This is a genomic window from Streptomyces subrutilus (genome assembly GCF_008704535.1).
Classification (GTDB): Bacteria; Actinomycetota; Actinomycetes; order Streptomycetales; family Streptomycetaceae; genus Streptomyces; species Streptomyces subrutilus.
This window is the reverse complement of record NZ_CP023701.1, coordinates 1,920,178-1,936,417: the sequence shown is the minus strand read 5'-3', so window position 1 is coordinate 1,936,417 and position 16,240 is coordinate 1,920,178. Positions and strand designations below refer to the sequence as shown.

Genomic DNA, 16,240 nt, shown 5'->3' with positions numbered 1-16,240 from the left:
CATGAGCCACGTAGCCCAGGGAAGGGGGAAGGGCGGCTTCATCGCCGGCTTCCTCATCGCGCCACTCGCACTGTATTTGACCTTCGTCATCTGGCCGTACGTTCAGACATTCGGATATTCCTTCACCAACTGGACCGGCCAGTCGCCGACCTTCGACTTCGTCGGCGTGGACAACTACGCGGCCCTGATGAAGGACGAGGTCTTCCGCGGCGCGCTGTGGCACAACCTGCTGCTCCTGGTGTTCGTCCCGGTGATCACCATCCTGCTCGCCCTCTTCTTCGCCTTCATGGTGAACGCGGGAGGGCGCGGCGGGGCCGGCGGAGTGCAGGGCGTCAGCGGCTCGCGCTGGTACAAGGTCATCTACTTCTTCCCGCAGGTCCTCTCCCTCGCGATCCTCGCCGTGCTCTTCGGCGCGATCTACCGCAGCGACGAGGGCGGCCTGCTCAACGGCTTCCTCGTCAAGCTGGGCGTCGTCGACCCCCAGCACCCCGTCGAATGGCTCAACGAGCCGAACTTCGTGCTCTGGTGCCTGCTCTTCGTGGTCGTCTGGCACGGCGTCGGCTTCTACCTCGTCCTCTTCTCCGCGGCCATGCAGACCGTGCCCAAGGACATCTACGAGGCGGCGCTGCTCGACGGCGCCGGACGCGCCCAGACGTTCTTCAGGGTCACCCTGCCCCTGCTGTGGGATTCTGTGCAGACCTCCGCGGTCTACCTGGGCATCGCCGCGATGGACATGTTCGTGCTGGTGTCGACCATGACCTCCGGCCAGTTCGGCGGCGGACCCGACCACCACAGCGAGGTCATGGCGACGGTGCTGATGCGCAACTTCCTGTACTTCGGCAAGAGCGGATACGCCTGCGCCATGGGCGTGGTCATGCTCACCCTGACCATGATCCTCTCCGTCGTCACGCTGCGCGCCACCCGCCGCGAGCGCATCGAGTTCTGAGCGGAGTTCCACGATGACCGCAGAGTCCACAGTGATCAAGGCTCCGGGCGAGGCCCCCGCGGAGCGCTCCGGGGGAGCCGGACAGGCGAAGGAGCGGGAGAAGCGCCGCGCCGACGGCATGGTCCTCAACGTCTTCTCGCACGGCTTCCTCGCCCTCTGGGCGATAATGATCGTGCTGCCCCTGATCTGGCTCGTCCTCGGCTCGTTCAAGACCGATGCGCAGATCGGCGGCTCGGCCCTGAGCTGGCCCTCCAACTGGCACTTCGACGCCTTCTCGCGGGCCTGGGACAAGGGCATCGGGGGCTACTTCGCCCACACCGTCATCGTCCTGGTGTTCTCGGTCCCGCTGACCATGCTGTTCGGCTCCATGGCCGCGTACGTACTGGCCCGCTACCCGTTCCGGGGCAACCGGCCCGTCTACTACTTCTTCGTCAGCGGAGCCATGTTCCCCGTCTTCCTGGCGCTCGTCCCGCTGTTCTTCATGGTCAAGCGGTTCGACATGCTGAACACCTACCAGGGCCTGATCCTGGTCTACATCGCCTACTCGCTGCCGTTCACCGTCTTCTTCATGCACTCCTTCTTCCGGACCCTGCCGACGGCGGTGTACGAGGCGGCGGTCATCGACGGGGCCTCCGACACCCGGATCTTCTTCCAGGTGATGCTGCCCATGGCCAAGCCCGGCCTGATCAGCGTCGGAATATTCAACGTGCTGGGGCAGTGGAACCAGTACATCCTGCCCGCGGTGCTCATGCAGCCGCAGACGAGCGAGGACCCCGAGCGCTACATGCTCACCCAGGGCCTCATCCAGCTCCAGCAGCAGATGGGGTACGAGACGGACCTGCCGGTGCTGTTCGCCGGCGCGACCATCGCGATCATCCCGATGCTCGCCGTCTACCTCTCCTTCCAGCGCCAGATCCAGGCCGGCCTGACCTCGGCCACCCTCAAGTAGGCCCCCGCGAGCGCGCCCCCGGCCGCGCCGGACCCGGACCGGGCCCGGCGCGGCCGGCCGCTCAGAGCCAGCCGCCGAACCGGCGCACGTACCGGTTCTTCACGAACTGGGTGAGCGTGCAGTAGGCGAGGAGCACGCCGATCAGCCACGGGAAGTAACCCGCGGGCAGGGCGACGAACCCCAGCGGGGCGGCCAGCGGCGAGAAGGGCAGCCAGAGCCCGGTCAGCACCGCGAGGACGGTCGCCGCCATCACCGGCCACGAGGCCCGGGACTGGACGAAGGGGATCTTCCGGGTGCGGATCATGTGGACGATCAGGGTCTGCGAGAGCAGCCCCTCGACGAACCAGCCGGACTGGAAGAGCGCCTGGTCCGCTTCGCTGTCGGCACCGAAGACGTGCCACATGACCAGGAACATCGAGATGTCGAAGACGGAGCTGACGGGCCCGATGGCCACCATGAAGCGGCCGATGCCCCGGGCGTCCCAGTTGCGGGGCCTGCGCAGGTACTCCTCGTCCATCCGGTCCCACGGCGTGGCCAGCTGCGCGAGGTCGTAGACCAGGTTCTGGACCAGCAGCATGATCGCGGGCATCGGCTGGAAGGGGATGAAGGCGCTCGCGACCAGCACCGAGAAGACGTTCCCGAAGTTCGACGACGCCGTCATCTTGATGTACTTGACGGTGTTGCCGAAGGTGGTCCGGCCCTGGAGCACGCCCTGCTCCAGGACGGTCAGGTCCTTCTCCAGCAGGATGATGTCCGCCGACTCCTTGGCGATGTCGACGGCGGTGTCCACCGAGATGCCGACATCCGCGTCGCGCAGCGCGGCCGCGTCGTTGATGCCGTCCCCGAGGAACCCGACCGTGTGCCCGCCGGACCGCAGGGCCCGGACGATGCGCGCCTTCTGCACCGGGTTGACCTTGGCGAAGACCGTCGTACCGGCGGCCAGCGCGCGCAGCGCCCCCTCGTCGAGGGCCTCGGTCTCGGCGCCGAGCACCACCCGGCCGACGTCGAGGCCGACGTCCGCGCAGACCCGGGCGGCGACGAGGTCGTTGTCGCCCGTGACCACCTTGACCGCGATGCCCTTGTCGGCCAGGCCCCGCAGGGCCCGCGCGGCGTCGGCCTTCGGCGGGTCGAGGAAGGCGAGGAAGCCGACCAGGGTGAGGCCGTCCTCGTCCGCGACGGTGTAGGTGTCGCGCGGGACGGCGACCGTACGGGTCGCGACGGCCAGGACGCGCAGGCCCTGCCGGTTGTTCTCCTCGGCGACGCGGGCGGCGTCGCGTCGCAGCCGCCCGGTCAGCCCGACCGTCCGGCCGCGGTCCAGCAGGTGGGTGCACCGGTCCAGGACCTCTTCGACGGCGCCCTTGGTGATGACGACGTGCTCGGTGCGGCCGGCGCCGTCCCCCGGGGAGGTGCGGGCGAGGACCACGGACATCCGGCGCCGGGCGAAGTCGAAGGGGATCTCGTCGACCATCGAGAACCGTGCGTCGACGACAACCTCCTCGGCCTCGCCGACGCGGTCGACGACCGCCCGGTCCATCAGGTTGCGCAGCCCGGTCTGGAAGTGCGCGTTGAGGTAGCCGTACTCCAGGACCTCCTCGTCCGCCTCGCCGTGCACGTCGAGGCAGCGGTCCAGGACGATCCGGTCCTCGGTGAGGGTGCCGGTCTTGTCCGTGCAGAGCACGTCCATCGCGCCCAGGTTCTGGATGGCGTTCAGCCGCTTCACGACGACCTTGCGCCGGGACATGGCGACCGCGCCGCGCGCCAGGTTGGCGGAGACGACCATCGGCAGCATCTCCGGGGTCAGACCGACCGCCACGGCGATGCCGAAGAGGAGGGCCTCGTCCCAGTCGCCCTTGGTGACCCCGTTGACCACGAAGACGACCGGGACCATGACGAGCATGAAGCGGACCAGCAGGAAGCCGACCTTGCGCACCCCGGTGTCGAAGTTGGTCTGCGGGCGCTCGCCGACCAGCGAGCCGGCCATGGAACCGAAGTAGGTGTCGCAGCCCGTCGCCACGACCACCCCGGACGCGGTACCGGAGGTGACCGAGGTCCCCATCAGCGCCAGGTTCTCCGCCTCGACCGGGTCGTCGGCGCCCGGGCGGCCGAGGTCGTCGGGCCGGACGTCGGCCTTGGCGACGGGCAGGGACTCGCCGGACAGGGCGGCCTGGGAGACCATCAGGTCCTTGGAGGCCACCAGCCGCAGGTCGGCGGGGACCAGGTCGCCCGCCGCCAGCTTCACCAGGTCGCCCGGGACCACCCGGTCCACCGGCACCTCGACGGTGGTGGGCACGCAGCCGCCGCCGGCCCGCCGCCGCACCGCGCAGGTGGTGGTGACGAGCCGCTTCAGCGCGTCGGCGGCCCGCCCCGAGCGGAACTCCTGCCAGAAGCGCAGCAGTCCGCTGACGCCCACCATCACGGACAGGATGACGACGCCCGGGTCCGCGGGGTCCTGTGCGTACATGACGGCGGCGAGGAGGACGAGGACGGCGATGAACGGGTTGGCGTAGGCCTTCGCCAGCTGGAGGTACCAGCGCGGGGCCCGCTCCCGGGCGACGGCGTTGGGCCCGTGGCGCTCCAGGCGCCGGGCCGCCTCGGCGTGGGTGAGGCCGTCGGCGGAGGAGTCGGCGGCCCGAAGGGCCTCGGCGGCCGGTCGGGCGCCGGCCGCGGTGAGGCGTTCGGCGGCGAGCCGGGTGCGCAGCGCGAGCTCGGCGGCCTTGCGCTCGCGGCGGCCCCGGCCCGGCGGTGCGAGCGGGGAGGGGGTGCGGGGGGTCAGCATGGTCATGGCAATGGCCTCCTTCCACGGTCCCCGGGCAGCGCGGAGCCGCCCGGTCACGTGGAGTGATGGGGGGTGGGCGCGCAGCGGCGCCGTAGGGGCCGCGGGCACGCCGGAGGGCATGGGGGCGCACCCCCGACGGTGCCGTCGGGGCATGCGGAAGGAAGGGGGGGAGGGAAGCGGAAAAGGGGGAAGGAGGGTACGCGGAAGCGCACGGAGCCGGCGGGAGTGCCGCGGCGGCGCGCGCTCGGGAAGGGGTCAGCCGGTCAACGGATCAGCCGAGGAGGGCGCTGCGAGGACTTCGATCGGGACTCATCCCGAACACCTCCTCGCGCAGCGCTGTCATGACGTGGCGCCCGGTCCGGCCGGAAGGCCGCAGAGGACCGGCGCCCTGGCGACCGTAGCACGATCTCCCCGACCGTTCCCTCCCTCTTGTGGCCGGTAGTGGCCGATTCGTGCTGCGTCAGCCTCTTGACGTCAGGATGCGCAAAGGCTCGACTTAAGGTTCACAAGTTGGAGAGACGCCGGGGTCTCGGAGCGTGCAGCCGCAGGGGCCCGGCCGGGGGGCGACGGCTGGCCGTCGCTTATGGGCAGGAGTGGATGAGTCGTGCAGACTCCCGGATCGCAGTCCTCGCTGCATCGCGCGAATCTGGAACGGGTCGTGCGGGCGGTGCGGCTCGCGGGATCGCTGACCCAGGCGGAGATCGCCCGCGCCACCGGACTGTCGGCGGCCACGGTCTCCAACATCGTCCGGGAGCTGAAGGACGGGGGGACCGTCGAGGTCACCGACACCTCCGCCGGCGGCCGGCGGGCGCGCAGCGTCTCGCTCAGCGGCGACGCCGGCATCGTCATAGGCGTGGATTTCGGCCATACCCACCTGCGGGTCGCGGTGGGGAACCTGGCCCACCGGGTGCTGGCCGAGGAATCCGAGCCGCTGGACGTCGACGCGTCGTGGACGGACGGCTTCGACCGGGCCGAGACCCTGGTCGGCCGGCTGGTCGCGGACGTCGGGGTGGGTCTGGAGAAGGTCATCGGCGTCGGCCTGGGCGTCCCGGGTCCGATCGACGTGGAGTCCGGGACGCTGGGCTCGACCGCGATCCTGCCGGGCTGGGCGGGCATCAACCCCCGCCAGGAGCTCTCGCGGCGGCTCGGCGTGCCGGTCTACGTGGACAACGACGCGAACCTGGGGGCCCTCGGCGAGCTGGTGTGGGGGAGCGGCCGCGGGGTCAAGGACCTCGCGTACATCAAGGTCGCCAGCGGGGTCGGCGCGGGGCTGGTGATCAACGGGGAGATCTACCGCGGGCCGGGCGGCACCGCCGGGGAGATAGGCCACATCACCCTGGACGAGTCGGGCCCCGTCTGCCGCTGCGGCAACCGCGGCTGCCTGGAGACCTTCGCCGCCGCGCGCTACGTGCTGCCGCTCCTCCAGGGCACGCACGGACCGGAGTTGACGATGGAACAGGTGGTGGAGCTGGCCCGCGGCGGGGACCCGGGCTGCCGCCGGGTCATCACGGACGTGGGCCGCCACATCGGCAGCGGCGTGGCCAGCCTGTGCAACCTGCTGAACCCGAGCCGGGTGGTCCTGGGCGGCTCCCTCGCGGACGCCGGTGAACTCGTCCTGGCCCCCATCCGTGAATCAGTGGGGAGGTACGCGATCCCCAGCGCGGCCCGGCAGTTGTCGGTCCTCACGGGTTCGCTGGGCGGGCGGGCCGAGGTGTTGGGCGCGCTGGCCCTCGTCCTCAGCGAGATGGGTGATTCGACGCTTTTGTCGGACCATGCGAGCGGGGTGCGGGCTCCCGCCATCTTGTCTTCAGGTAGATAACGGATGGCACCGTTGTCATCTCGTTAAGGATTCACTCCTTGACGGCAAAACGCGGCCGGGGTTGACTCACATCCACCTCGGCCGCAGCGTTGCGGCCTCGTCAGGGAGGTTCAAGTAATGAACACGCGTATGCGTAGAGCCGCCGTAGCCGTTGCCGCCGGCGCCATGGCCGTTTCGCTTGCCGCTTGTGGCAGCGCGAAGGAGGCCGGAGACAAGCCCAAGGACTCCGCCGCCGTCGGCGACGCGATCAAGGTCGGCCTGCTGCTGCCGGAGAACCAGACGGCGCGGTACGAGAAGTTCGACAAGCCGCTGATCGAGAAGAAGGTCGCCGAACTCACGGGCGGCAAGGGCGAGGTCGTCTACGCCAACGCCAAGCAGGACGCCACCACGCAGAACTCCCAGGTCGACACGATGATCACCAACAAGGTGAACGTCCTCATCGTGGACGCGGTGGACTCCAAGGCGATAGCCGGCTCGGTCAAGAAGGCCAAGGAGGCCGGCATCCCGGTCGTGGCCTACGACCGCCTGGCCGAGGGCCCGATCGACGCGTACACCTCCTTCGACAACGAAGAGGTCGGCAAGGTCCAGGGCAAGGCGCTGCTGGAGGCGCTCGGCGACAAGGCCAAGGACGGCCAGATCGTCATGATGAACGGCTCGGTGACCGACCCGAACGCCAAGCTCTTCAAGTCCGGTGCGCACTCCGTCCTCGACGGCAAGGTGACCGTCGGCAAGGAGTACGACACCGTCGAGTGGAAGCCGGAGAACGCCAACACCAACATGGCGGCCGCCCTCTCGGCGCTGGGCAAGGACAAGATCGTCGGCGTCTACTCCGCCAACGACGGCATGGCCGGCGGCATCATCACCGCCCTCAAGGCGGCCGGCCTGTCCACCCTGCCCCCGGTCACCGGTCAGGACGCCGAACTCGCCGGTGTGCAGCGGATCGTGGCGGGCGAGCAGTTCATGAGCGTCTACAAGCCGTACGCGCCCGAGGCCGCCGCCGCCGCGGAGATGGCCGTCGCCCTCGCCAAGGGCGAGAAGATCGACGGCATCGTGAACCAGAAGGTCGACAGCCCGACCACGCAGGCCGTGCCGTCCGTGCTGATCCCGGTCGTCTCGCTCACCAAGAGCAACATCAAGGACACGGTCGTCAAGGACGCCGTGTACACGATCGAAGAGATCTGCACCGACAAGTACGCGGCCGCCTGCGCCGCCGCCGGCCTGAAGTAAGGCCCCCGCCGCCGCCCGCGCGCGGCGGCCCCCGCGCCTGCCCGGCGTCCCGCCCATTCTTACCCCGCCACCCGCGGGGCGCCGGGCAGAAACGTTTCCCCGCCTTTCTTCGGCTCCACTCTCCAGTCCCACCCCCCCATTCGCCCCGCTCCTGCTCTTCTGCACGACATCCCCGCCGGTCAGGCGGCGAAGGAGATGGTTCATGTGTCCGCTGCGCCCGTGCTGGCGTTGCGAGGGGTCTCGAAGCGGTTCGGCGCCGTTCAGGCCCTGACCGACGTAGAACTCGAGATCCACTCCGGTGAGGTGGTCGCCCTCGTCGGCGACAACGGCGCCGGCAAGTCCACGCTGGTCAAGACGATCGCCGGCGTGCACCCCATCGATGACGGCGTCATCGAATGGCAGGGCCGCCCGGTCTCCATCGGCAAGCCCCACGACGCCCAGAGCCTCGGCATCGCGACCGTCTACCAGGACCTCGCGCTGTGCGACAACATCGACGTCGTCGGCAACCTCTTCCTCGGCCGCGAGCTCAAGCGCCGCGGCATCCTCGACGAGGTGGAGATGGAGCGGCGCGCCCGCGAGCTCCTGACCACCCTGTCCATCCGGATCCCCAGTGTCCGGATCCCCATCGCCTCGCTCTCCGGCGGCCAGCGCCAGACCGTGGCGATCGCCCGCTCGATGCTCGGCGAGCCGCAGCTCGTCATCCTCGACGAGCCCACCGCCGCCCTGGGCGTCGAGCAGACCGCACAGGTCCTCGACCTCGTGGAGCGGCTGCGCGAGCGCGGCCACGCCGTGATCCTCATCAGCCACAACATGGCCGATGTGAAGGCCGTCGCCGACAAGGTGGCGGTCCTGCGGCTGGGCCGCAACAACGGCGTCTTCACCGTCGCCGACACCTCGCAGGAAGAGATCATCTCCGCCATCACGGGAGCCACGGACAACGCCGTGACCCGCCGCGCGGCCCGTACCGGGGAGGCCCGCAAGTGAGCACCGAGAACCCAGCCGCAGACCCGCTCCCGCAGTCGGCCGCGGATCCGCTGCGCAAGCCGGCCGACACCGCCGACGAACGGGCGGTCGTCAATCCCGCGGCCGCCGCGGCCGCGATCCCCGCCGTGGACCCGCGCCTGCTCGTCCGCGAACAGGGGCTCGCCGGATACCTCGGCGAGTTCGGCCGCAAGATGAAGGCCGGCGACCTGGGCTCGATCCCGGTCGTCCTCGGCCTGATCATCATCTGGGGCATCTTCCAGGGGCTGAACGCCAACTTCCTCTCCCCGGAGAACCTCACCAACATCGCGATCACGATGACCGCCACCGGCATGATGGCCGTCGGCATCATCTTCGTGCTGCTGCTCGGCGAGATCGACCTCTCGGTCGGCTCGGTCAGCGGCGTCTCCGGCGCGATCGTCGCGGTGCTGTCGGTCACGCACGGCGTGAACGAGTGGCTGGCGATCCTCGGAGCGATCGCGGGCGGCGCCCTGATCGGCTCCGTCCACGGCTTCTTCTTCGCCCGGATCGGCGCCCCGGCCTTCGCCGTCACCCTGTCGGGCCTGCTCTTCTGGTCCGGCGCCATGCTGCAGATCCTCGGCAGCAACGGCACCATCAACCTCGACTCCGAGGGCGTCGTCGGCAAGCTGACCACGTACTTCTTCTCGGACGTGGCCGTCGGCTACGCCTTGGCCGCCCTCGCGGTGGCGGGGTACTTCCTGGCCACGCACTTCGACGCGCGCCGCCGCGCCGCCGCCGGGGTGCCCTCGCGTCCGCTGGGCGAGATCCTGCTCCGCACCGGGCTGCTGGCGCTGTTCACCTTCGGCCCCGCCGTGGTGTTCAACCAGTACAAGGGCCTGCCGCTCGCCGTGGTGCTCTTCGTGCTCGCCCTGGTCGGTACGGACTTCCTGCTGCGCCGCACCTCCTTCGGCCGCCAGGTCTTCGCCCTCGGCGGCAGCGTCGAGGCATCCCGGCGGGCGGGCATCAACGTCAACCGGGTCCGGATCACGGTCTTCGCGATCGCCGGGACCTTCGCCGCGATCGGCGGGCTCTTCTGGGCCTCCAAGATCGCGGCGGCCAACCAGAGCGCCGGCGCCGGCGACCTGCTGATGAACGTCATCGCGGCGGCCGTCATCGGCGGCACCAGCCTCTTCGGCGGCCGGGGTCGCACCTGGAACGCCCTCCTCGGCGTCATGGTGATCACCTCGATCCAGTACGGTCTGGCCCTGGAGGGCATCGCGACCCCGATCCAGTACATGATCACCGGTGCGGTGCTGCTGGCCACCGTGGTGATCGACTCGATCACGCGCAAGACCCAGAAGACCGCCGGACGCGCCTGACCGCGCGCCCGGAAGCGGCATCCGCCCGTAAGACCGGTCACAGTGCCCGGCGCCACCCCCGGTGGCGCCGGGCATCCGCGCGTACACATGTGCGTACAGCTGTGCGGGTATACGCCCGTTCGGGATGTGTGACCGGGGGGCGGTGTGTACATGTATGACAAAGGCGTGACGCCCCCGGGACGGCCCGATGACCGCACCCGCGAGCGGAAGATTAGACTCGACAGACCAGCAAGCAACTGCAAGGAGGCACGGGTGCTGCTGACCCGCATCAAGGGACCGCGCGATCTGGACCGGCTCGGCAGGGAGGAGCTCGACCAGCTCGCCGCGGAGATCAGGTCCTTCCTCGTCGACGCCGTCTCCAAGACCGGCGGGCACCTCGGCCCCAACCTCGGGGTGGTCGAACTGACGATCGCCCTGCACCGGGTCTTCGACTCGCCCAAGGACAAGGTCCTCTTCGACACCGGCCACCAGGCCTACGTCCACAAGCTGCTCACCGGCCGCCAGGACTTCGGCGGCCTGCGCACCAAGGGCGGCCTCTCCGGCTACCCCTCGCGCGCCGAGTCCGAGCACGACGTGATCGAGAACTCGCACGCCTCCACCGTGCTCGGCTGGGCCGACGGCTTCGCCAAGGCCAACGAGGTGCTCGGCCGCGAGGACCACCACGTCGCCGCCGTCATCGGCGACGGAGCCCTGACCGGCGGCATGGCCTGGGAGGCGCTGAACAACATCGCCGCCGCCAAGGACCGCCCGCTGGTCATCGTCGTCAACGACAACGAGCGCTCCTACGGCCCCACCATCGGCGGCCTCGCCAACCACCTGGCCACCCTGCGCACCACGGACGGCTACGAGCGCTTCCTGGCCCGCGGCAAGGACCTCCTGGAGCGCACCCCCGTCGTCGGGAAGCCGCTCTACGAGACCCTGCACGGCGCCAAGAAGGGCCTCAAGGACTTCATCGCCCCGCAGGGCATGTTCGAGGACCTCGGCCTCAAGTACGTCGGCCCCATCGACGGCCACGACATCGAGGCCCTGGAATCGGCCCTCCAGCGCGCCAAGCGCTTCGGCGGCCCGGTCATCGTGCACTGCCTCACCCAGAAGGGCCGGGGCTACGAGCCGGCCGTCCAGGACGAGGCGGACCGCTTCCACGCGGTCGGCGTGATCCACCCGGACACCGGCCTGCCGGTCAAGACCGCCGCGGCCAGCTGGACCTCCGTCTTCGCCGACGAGATGGTCAAGCTCGGCAAGGACCGCAAGGACATCGTCGCGATCACCGCGGCCATGCTGCAGCCGGTCGGCCTGAAGAAGTTCGCGGACGCCTACCCGGACCGCATCTTCGACGTCGGCATCGCCGAGCAGCACGGGGCCACCTCCGCGGCCGGCCTGGCCAGCGGCGGCGTGCACCCGGTCTTCGCGGTCTACGCGACCTTCCTCAACCGCGCCTTCGACCAGGTCCTGATGGACGTGGCCCTGCACAAGTGCGGGGTCACCTTCGTCCTGGACCGGGCCGGGGTCACCGGTGACGACGGCGCCTCGCACAACGGCATGTGGGACATGTCCATCCTCCAGGTCGTCCCCGGCCTGCGGCTGGCCGCCCCGCGCGACGCCGAGCAGCTGCGCGCCCAGCTCCGCGAGGCCGTCGCGGTCGAGGACGCCCCCACGGTCGTGCGGTACTCCAAGGGCGTCGTCGGCCCGGCCGTCCCCGCCGTCGGCCGGATCGGCGGCATGGACGTGCTGCGCTCCCCGGCCCCCGAGGTCACCCGGCCGGACGTACTGATCGTCTCGGTCGGCGCGCTCGCCCCGATGTGCCTGGAGATCGCCGATCTCCTCGACAAGCAGGGCATCAGCTCGACCGTCGTCGACCCCCGCTGGGTCAAGCCGGTGGACGAGGCCCTGGCCCCGCTCGCCGACGGCCACCGCGTGGTCGTCACCGTCGAGGACAACGGCCGCACCGGCGGCGTGGGCGCCGCGGTGTCGCAGGCCCTGCGCGACGCGGGCGTCGACGTGCCGCTGCGCGACTTCGGCATCCCGCAGCGCTTCCTCGACCACGCGCTGCGCAAGGAGATCATGGCCGAGATCGGCCTGACCGCCCCGGACATCGCCCGTCAGGTCACCGGCCTGGTGGCCAAGCTCGACGGGCGCTACGAGAACGAGCCGGCGGCCACCGTCGACTGACGCGCGGACCCACGCGCGGTTGCACGCCGCAGGCCGGGAGGCCCACCCTGTAGGGGTGGCCTCCCGGCCTGCTTCTTGAGCGTCACGTGCGTGCGTAGCCTGTCGGAGGTGCGTCGGTGAGCAAGGATCTGAAGAGCCCCTTCCGTACGAAATCCGTGGAGCAGTCCATCCGCGACACGGAGGAGCCGGACCACGCACTGCGCAAGTCCCTCTCCGCCTGGGACCTGACCGTCTTCGGCGTCGGCGTCATCATCGGCACCGGCATCTTCGTCCTGACGGGCAAGGTCGCCAAGGAGACCGCCGGGCCCGCCACCGCCCTGGCCTTCGTCGTCGCGGGCATCGTCTGCGCCCTGGCAGCCCTGTGCTACGCCGAATTCGCCTCGACGGTCCCCGTCGCCGGTTCGGCGTACACCTTCTCGTACGCCTCGATCGGCGAGCTGCCCGCGTGGATCATCGGCTGGGACCTGGTGCTGGAGTTCGCGCTGGGCACCGCGGTCGTCGCGGTCGGCTGGTCGGGGTACGTGCGCTCGCTGATGGACAACGCCGGGATCAACCTCCCGGCCGCGCTGGAGGGGCCGGACGTGCCGGGCGGCACGTTCGACCTGCTGGCCTTCGTGCTGGTCCTGGTCCTCACGGCGGTCCTGGTCGTCGGCGTGAAGCTCTCCGCACGGATCACCACGGTCGTCGTCGCGATCAAGGTGACCGTGGTGCTCATCGTGATCGTCGCGGGCGTGTTCTTCATCAAGGGCAGCAACTACCGGCCCTTCATCCCCGAGGCCGTGCCCCAGCAGGGCGGCGGGGGACTCGACGCGCCCCTGGTCCAGCTGATGTTCGGGTTCACGCCGACCAACTTCGGCGTCATGGGCATCTTCACCGCCGCCTCCGTGGTCTTCTTCGCCTTCATCGGCTTCGACGTCGTCGCGACGGCCGCCGAGGAGACCAAGCTGCCGCAGCGCGACATGCCCCGCGGCATCCTGGGCTCGCTGCTGATCTGCACCGTGCTGTACGTGGCGGTCTCGCTCGTGGTCACCGGCATGCAGCACTACACCGAGCTGTCCGTGAGCGCCCCACTGGCCGACGCCTTCGAAGCCGCCGGCCATCCCGTGTACGGCGACATCATCAGCTTCGGAGCCGCCATCGGCCTGGTCACGGTCTGCATGATCCTGCTGCTGGGCCAGACCCGGGTGTTCTTCGCCATGAGCCGCGACGGCCTGCTGCCGCGCTTCTTCTCCCGTACCCACCCGAGGTTCCAGACGCCCTACCGGCCGACCGTCCTGCTCGGCGTGATCATCGCCGTCGTCGCCGGCTTCACCAGCATCAACGAGCTCGCGACCCTGGTGAACATCGGCACCCTGTTCGCCTTCGTCGTCGTCGCCCTCGGCGTGATCATCCTGCGCCGCACCCGGCCCGACCTGCCGCGGGCGTTCCGCACCCCGCTGGTGCCGCTGGTGCCGGTCGTGTCGATCGCGGCCTCGGTCTGGCTGATGCTCAACCTGCCGACCGAGACCTGGCTGCGGTTCGCGATCTGGATGGTGATCGGCATCGCCGTCTACTTCCTGTACGGCCGCAGCCACAGCCGGCTGGGCCGCTCGGGCCCCGACGCCGAGTTCTAGGCCGCGCACGCGGGGGCGGGCCCGTACGGGGCGTGCCGTACGGGGCCGCCCCCGCGTGCGCGGGCCGCGTCAGCCGCCGGTGGCAGGGGACTTCTTCGCGGAGGCCGGGATCTTCTGGTCGGTGCGCAGGGCCTCCCACAGCTGGGTCGCCTGCGGCTCCGCCACGATCACGCGGTTGCGGTCCACCTTGTCGTAGGCGACGGGCAGCATCACCGTCTCCATGGTGTCCGGGTCCACGCCCTTCATGCTCTGCGCGAAGTCGGACAGCGCGGTGAGCGAGGCGAGGTCGGAGTCCGTGGTCAGCGACTTGGTGCCGGCGTCCGCGAGCTTGTAGAGCCGGGCCGGGTTGCCGAGCGCGTCCTGCTTCTTGACCTCGGACAGCATCGCCATCATGAACTGCTGCTGGAGGCCTATGCGCCCGAGGTCGCTGCCGTCGCCGTAGCCGTAGCGGGTCCGGACGAACTTCAGGGAGTCGGTGCCGTTGAGCCGGTGCGTGCCCGCGTCCAGTTTGAGGCCGCCCTTCTCGCCGCTCATCGGCTTGTCCAGGGTGACGGTGACTCCGCCGAGCGCGTCCACCAGGCCCTTGAAGCCGGCGAAGTCCACCTCGACGAAGTGGTCGACGCGGACGCCGGACATCGACTCCACGGTCTTGACCACGCAGGCCGGACCGCCGGTGCTGTAGATGCTGTTGAACATGGCCCGCTTCTGCTCCGGGACCGTCTTGCCGTCGTCGCCCTTGCACTCGGGCCGGGTCACCAGGGTGTCGCGCGGAATGCTGATCGCGGTCGCCTTGGCCCGGCCCTCGGGTATGTGCACCAGCATCGTGGTGTCGGACCGGGCGCCGCTCACGTCGCCGTGGTCGAGGTCGGCGTTGGCACCGGCGCGGGAGTCGGAACCGAGCACGAGGACGTTCTGCGCCCCGGCGACGACCTTCTTCGGCCGGTTGTCGCCGAGTGCCTGGTCCAGGTCGACGCTGGAGATGTTGCCGTTGAGGCTGCTGTACATCCACCATCCGGCTCCGCCGGCCGCGACGATCAGTCCCGCGACCGACAGCAGGACGATCCACAGGACGCGCTTGCCGCGTCGCGGCTTGCGCCGGGCGGAGCGCGGGGAAGCGGCGGGCTGGTCGGTCATGGAGGCAGAGCCCTTCTGCTATAGATGAGTGTGAATAATAGACAGACTTTCGAGTGGGCCGGTCCGGGGGTGGACCGGAGCGGCCGCGCCCACCGGGGACAGCACAGTGCGGAAGGACGGACGGCGTCGTGAACCGAGGCAGGGGCGGCGGCCGGCCCACTCATCCGGCACGTGGTGAACAGCATGCGGCGCCCGGCGAACCCGTCTCCCCGAGCCCTGCGGCCCCCAGTGGAAAATGGCTGTTCAGAGGCGCCGACGGGCGCCTGACGGCGTACTCCAGCGGAGCCCACGGGCTCATCCGCCGTACCGAGGCGACGTATCCGGCCACCGGATGGACCGGGCCCGAGGAGATCGACGCACCGGGCTGGGCCGGTACCGCGGCCATGGCCCAGAGCCGAGAGGGATACGTTCACTTCGTTATCCTCCGTACACCCTCGGACGGATCCGGCAGGCCGGAAATCGCCGTCGCCACCCAGTTCCAGTCCGGCCGCGCCCTGACCGACTGGCGCGGCCTCGGTGTCCCCGGCGTACGGGGCGGCCCCGAGGACGACGGTCCGGCCTGCCCGCCGCGCATCGTCGTCAACCAGCGGTCCGGCACCGTGCACGTGATCGTCTCCCTGCGCCGCGGCGGCATCGTGCGCCGCAGCCGCAACGCGCAGGGAACCTGGGGCGGTTGGAAGCAGATAGCCCCCGACCCCTACCCGGGGGGAACCGCCGCGGTGATGCCGGAGGGCGGGGCCCTGCAGATCCTCGCCGCCGGCCCGGCCGGGGTGGACCGCTGGGTGGGCTCGGCCAAGGGGGAGTTCCGGCTCGTCGACCGGATCCCCGTCCAACTGGCCGGAATCCCGGTCGCCTTCGAGACGGGTCCGCGCAGGGCGACGTTCTTCTGGCGGCACCCCGGTGACGGCTCCCTGGTGGCCTGGCGGGCCGTGCAGCAGGGAATCCAGGGCGGCATGCTGGGCCTCGGCGGCGCGGGCGGCCACGGCGAGGTCGCGGTCGGCCGGGCCGCCATCGGCGGCTACGACTGCACCGTCCTCGCCCAGAACGGCGCCGACGGAGACATCGAACTCACCGCCTACGTCAGCGAGAACGAGGCGTACGGCACCTGGTGGGCCTCCCTCGGTGGACAGGGACTGCGCAGCCCCCAGGTGGCCGTGGACGCCGACGGACGCATCGTGGTGGCCGCACTGGACCGGGACGGCGACCTGGCCGTCACCCGCCAGGACACCGCGCAGCAGGGCCTCGCGTTCGGCCCCTGGCAGCGCGCCTGACCGAGCACCCCGAGG

At 70.4% G+C, this 16,240-nt stretch carries 11 protein-coding genes; 9 read left to right on the top strand and 2 right to left on the bottom strand.

The features are described from left to right. Nucleotide 1: 1 nt before the first annotated feature. Both CP968_RS08285 and CP968_RS08280 read left to right on the top strand, forming a co-directional pair. Nucleotides 2-946, top strand: coding sequence for a carbohydrate ABC transporter permease (locus CP968_RS08285; RefSeq protein ID WP_150517381.1), 945 nt, complete (start codon nucleotides 2-4; stop codon nucleotides 944-946). A gap of 13 nt (nucleotides 947-959) precedes the next feature. Next, entirely contained in the window at nucleotides 960-1,895 is a 936-nt protein-coding gene (locus CP968_RS08280) for a carbohydrate ABC transporter permease (protein WP_150517380.1), read from the top strand. 61 nt (nucleotides 1,896-1,956) lie between these two features. On the opposite strand, the gene mgtA is transcribed toward CP968_RS08280, so the two are convergent. Then, nucleotides 1,957-4,677, bottom strand: coding sequence for a magnesium-translocating P-type ATPase (gene mgtA / locus CP968_RS08275; RefSeq protein WP_150517379.1), 2,721 nt, complete (start codon nucleotides 4,675-4,677; stop codon nucleotides 1,957-1,959). A 598-nt stretch (nucleotides 4,678-5,275) separates the two neighbouring features. Here mgtA and CP968_RS08270 point away from each other — a divergent pair. The 6 genes from CP968_RS08270 to CP968_RS08245 all read left to right on the top strand — a co-directional run bounded on the left by CP968_RS08270 (nucleotide 5,276) and on the right by CP968_RS08245 (nucleotide 13,820). Continuing rightward, a complete protein-coding gene (locus CP968_RS08270) occupies nucleotides 5,276-6,490 on the top strand; it encodes an ROK family transcriptional regulator (RefSeq protein ID WP_150517378.1) in 1,215 nt (404 codons plus the stop codon). 117 nt (nucleotides 6,491-6,607) lie between these two features. Then, nucleotides 6,608-7,717 (top strand): sugar ABC transporter substrate-binding protein, encoded by a 1,110-nt coding sequence (locus CP968_RS08265; protein ID WP_189828878.1) that lies wholly within the window; start codon nucleotides 6,608-6,610, stop codon nucleotides 7,715-7,717. A gap of 195 nt (nucleotides 7,718-7,912) precedes the next feature. Then, nucleotides 7,913-8,701 (top strand): ATP-binding cassette domain-containing protein, encoded by a 789-nt coding sequence (locus CP968_RS08260; protein ID WP_150517376.1) that lies wholly within the window; start codon nucleotides 7,913-7,915, stop codon nucleotides 8,699-8,701. Between the two features lie 50 nt (nucleotides 8,702-8,751). After that, nucleotides 8,752-10,038, top strand: coding sequence for a sugar ABC transporter permease (locus CP968_RS08255; protein ID WP_150521808.1), 1,287 nt, complete (start codon nucleotides 8,752-8,754; stop codon nucleotides 10,036-10,038). 252 nt (nucleotides 10,039-10,290) lie between these two features. Then, nucleotides 10,291-12,207: a 1-deoxy-D-xylulose-5-phosphate synthase gene (gene dxs / locus CP968_RS08250; protein ID WP_150517375.1), complete on the top strand. Its 1,917-nt coding sequence runs from the start codon at nucleotides 10,291-10,293 to the stop codon at nucleotides 12,205-12,207. Between the two features lie 116 nt (nucleotides 12,208-12,323). Further along, nucleotides 12,324-13,820: an amino acid permease gene (locus CP968_RS08245; RefSeq protein WP_150517374.1), complete on the top strand. Its 1,497-nt coding sequence runs from the start codon at nucleotides 12,324-12,326 to the stop codon at nucleotides 13,818-13,820. A 69-nt stretch (nucleotides 13,821-13,889) separates the two neighbouring features. Here the strand turns inward: CP968_RS08245 and CP968_RS08240 are convergent, their stop codons facing one another. Then, entirely contained in the window at nucleotides 13,890-14,954 is a 1,065-nt protein-coding gene (locus tag CP968_RS08240; RefSeq protein ID WP_150517373.1) for an LCP family glycopolymer transferase, read from the bottom strand. Nucleotides 14,955-15,337: 383 nt separating this feature from the next. Between CP968_RS08240 and CP968_RS08235 the strand changes: the two genes are divergently transcribed. After that, entirely contained in the window at nucleotides 15,338-16,225 is an 888-nt protein-coding gene (locus tag CP968_RS08235) for a PLL family lectin (RefSeq protein ID WP_150517372.1), read from the top strand. Nucleotides 16,226-16,240: the final 15 nt, after the last annotated feature.

What these genes read in the sequence shown, in the direction of transcription:
- CP968_RS08285 (WP_150517381.1), top strand. Translation starts at nt 2, where the DNA reads ATGAGCCACGTAGCCCAGGGAAGGGGGAAGGGCGGCTTCATCGCCGGC.
- CP968_RS08280 (WP_150517380.1), top strand. Translation starts at nt 960, where the DNA reads ATGACCGCAGAGTCCACAGTGATCAAGGCTCCGGGCGAGGCCCCCGCG.
- mgtA (WP_150517379.1), bottom strand. Translation starts at nt 4,677, where the DNA reads ATGACCATGCTGACCCCCCGCACCCCCTCCCCGCTCGCACCGCCGGGC.
- CP968_RS08265 (WP_189828878.1), top strand. Translation starts at nt 6,608, where the DNA reads ATGAACACGCGTATGCGTAGAGCCGCCGTAGCCGTTGCCGCCGGCGCC.
- CP968_RS08260 (WP_150517376.1), top strand. Translation starts at nt 7,913, where the DNA reads ATGGTTCATGTGTCCGCTGCGCCCGTGCTGGCGTTGCGAGGGGTCTCG.
- CP968_RS08240 (WP_150517373.1), bottom strand. Translation starts at nt 14,954, where the DNA reads ATGACCGACCAGCCCGCCGCTTCCCCGCGCTCCGCCCGGCGCAAGCCG.
- CP968_RS08235 (WP_150517372.1), top strand. Translation starts at nt 15,338, where the DNA reads ATGGCCCAGAGCCGAGAGGGATACGTTCACTTCGTTATCCTCCGTACA.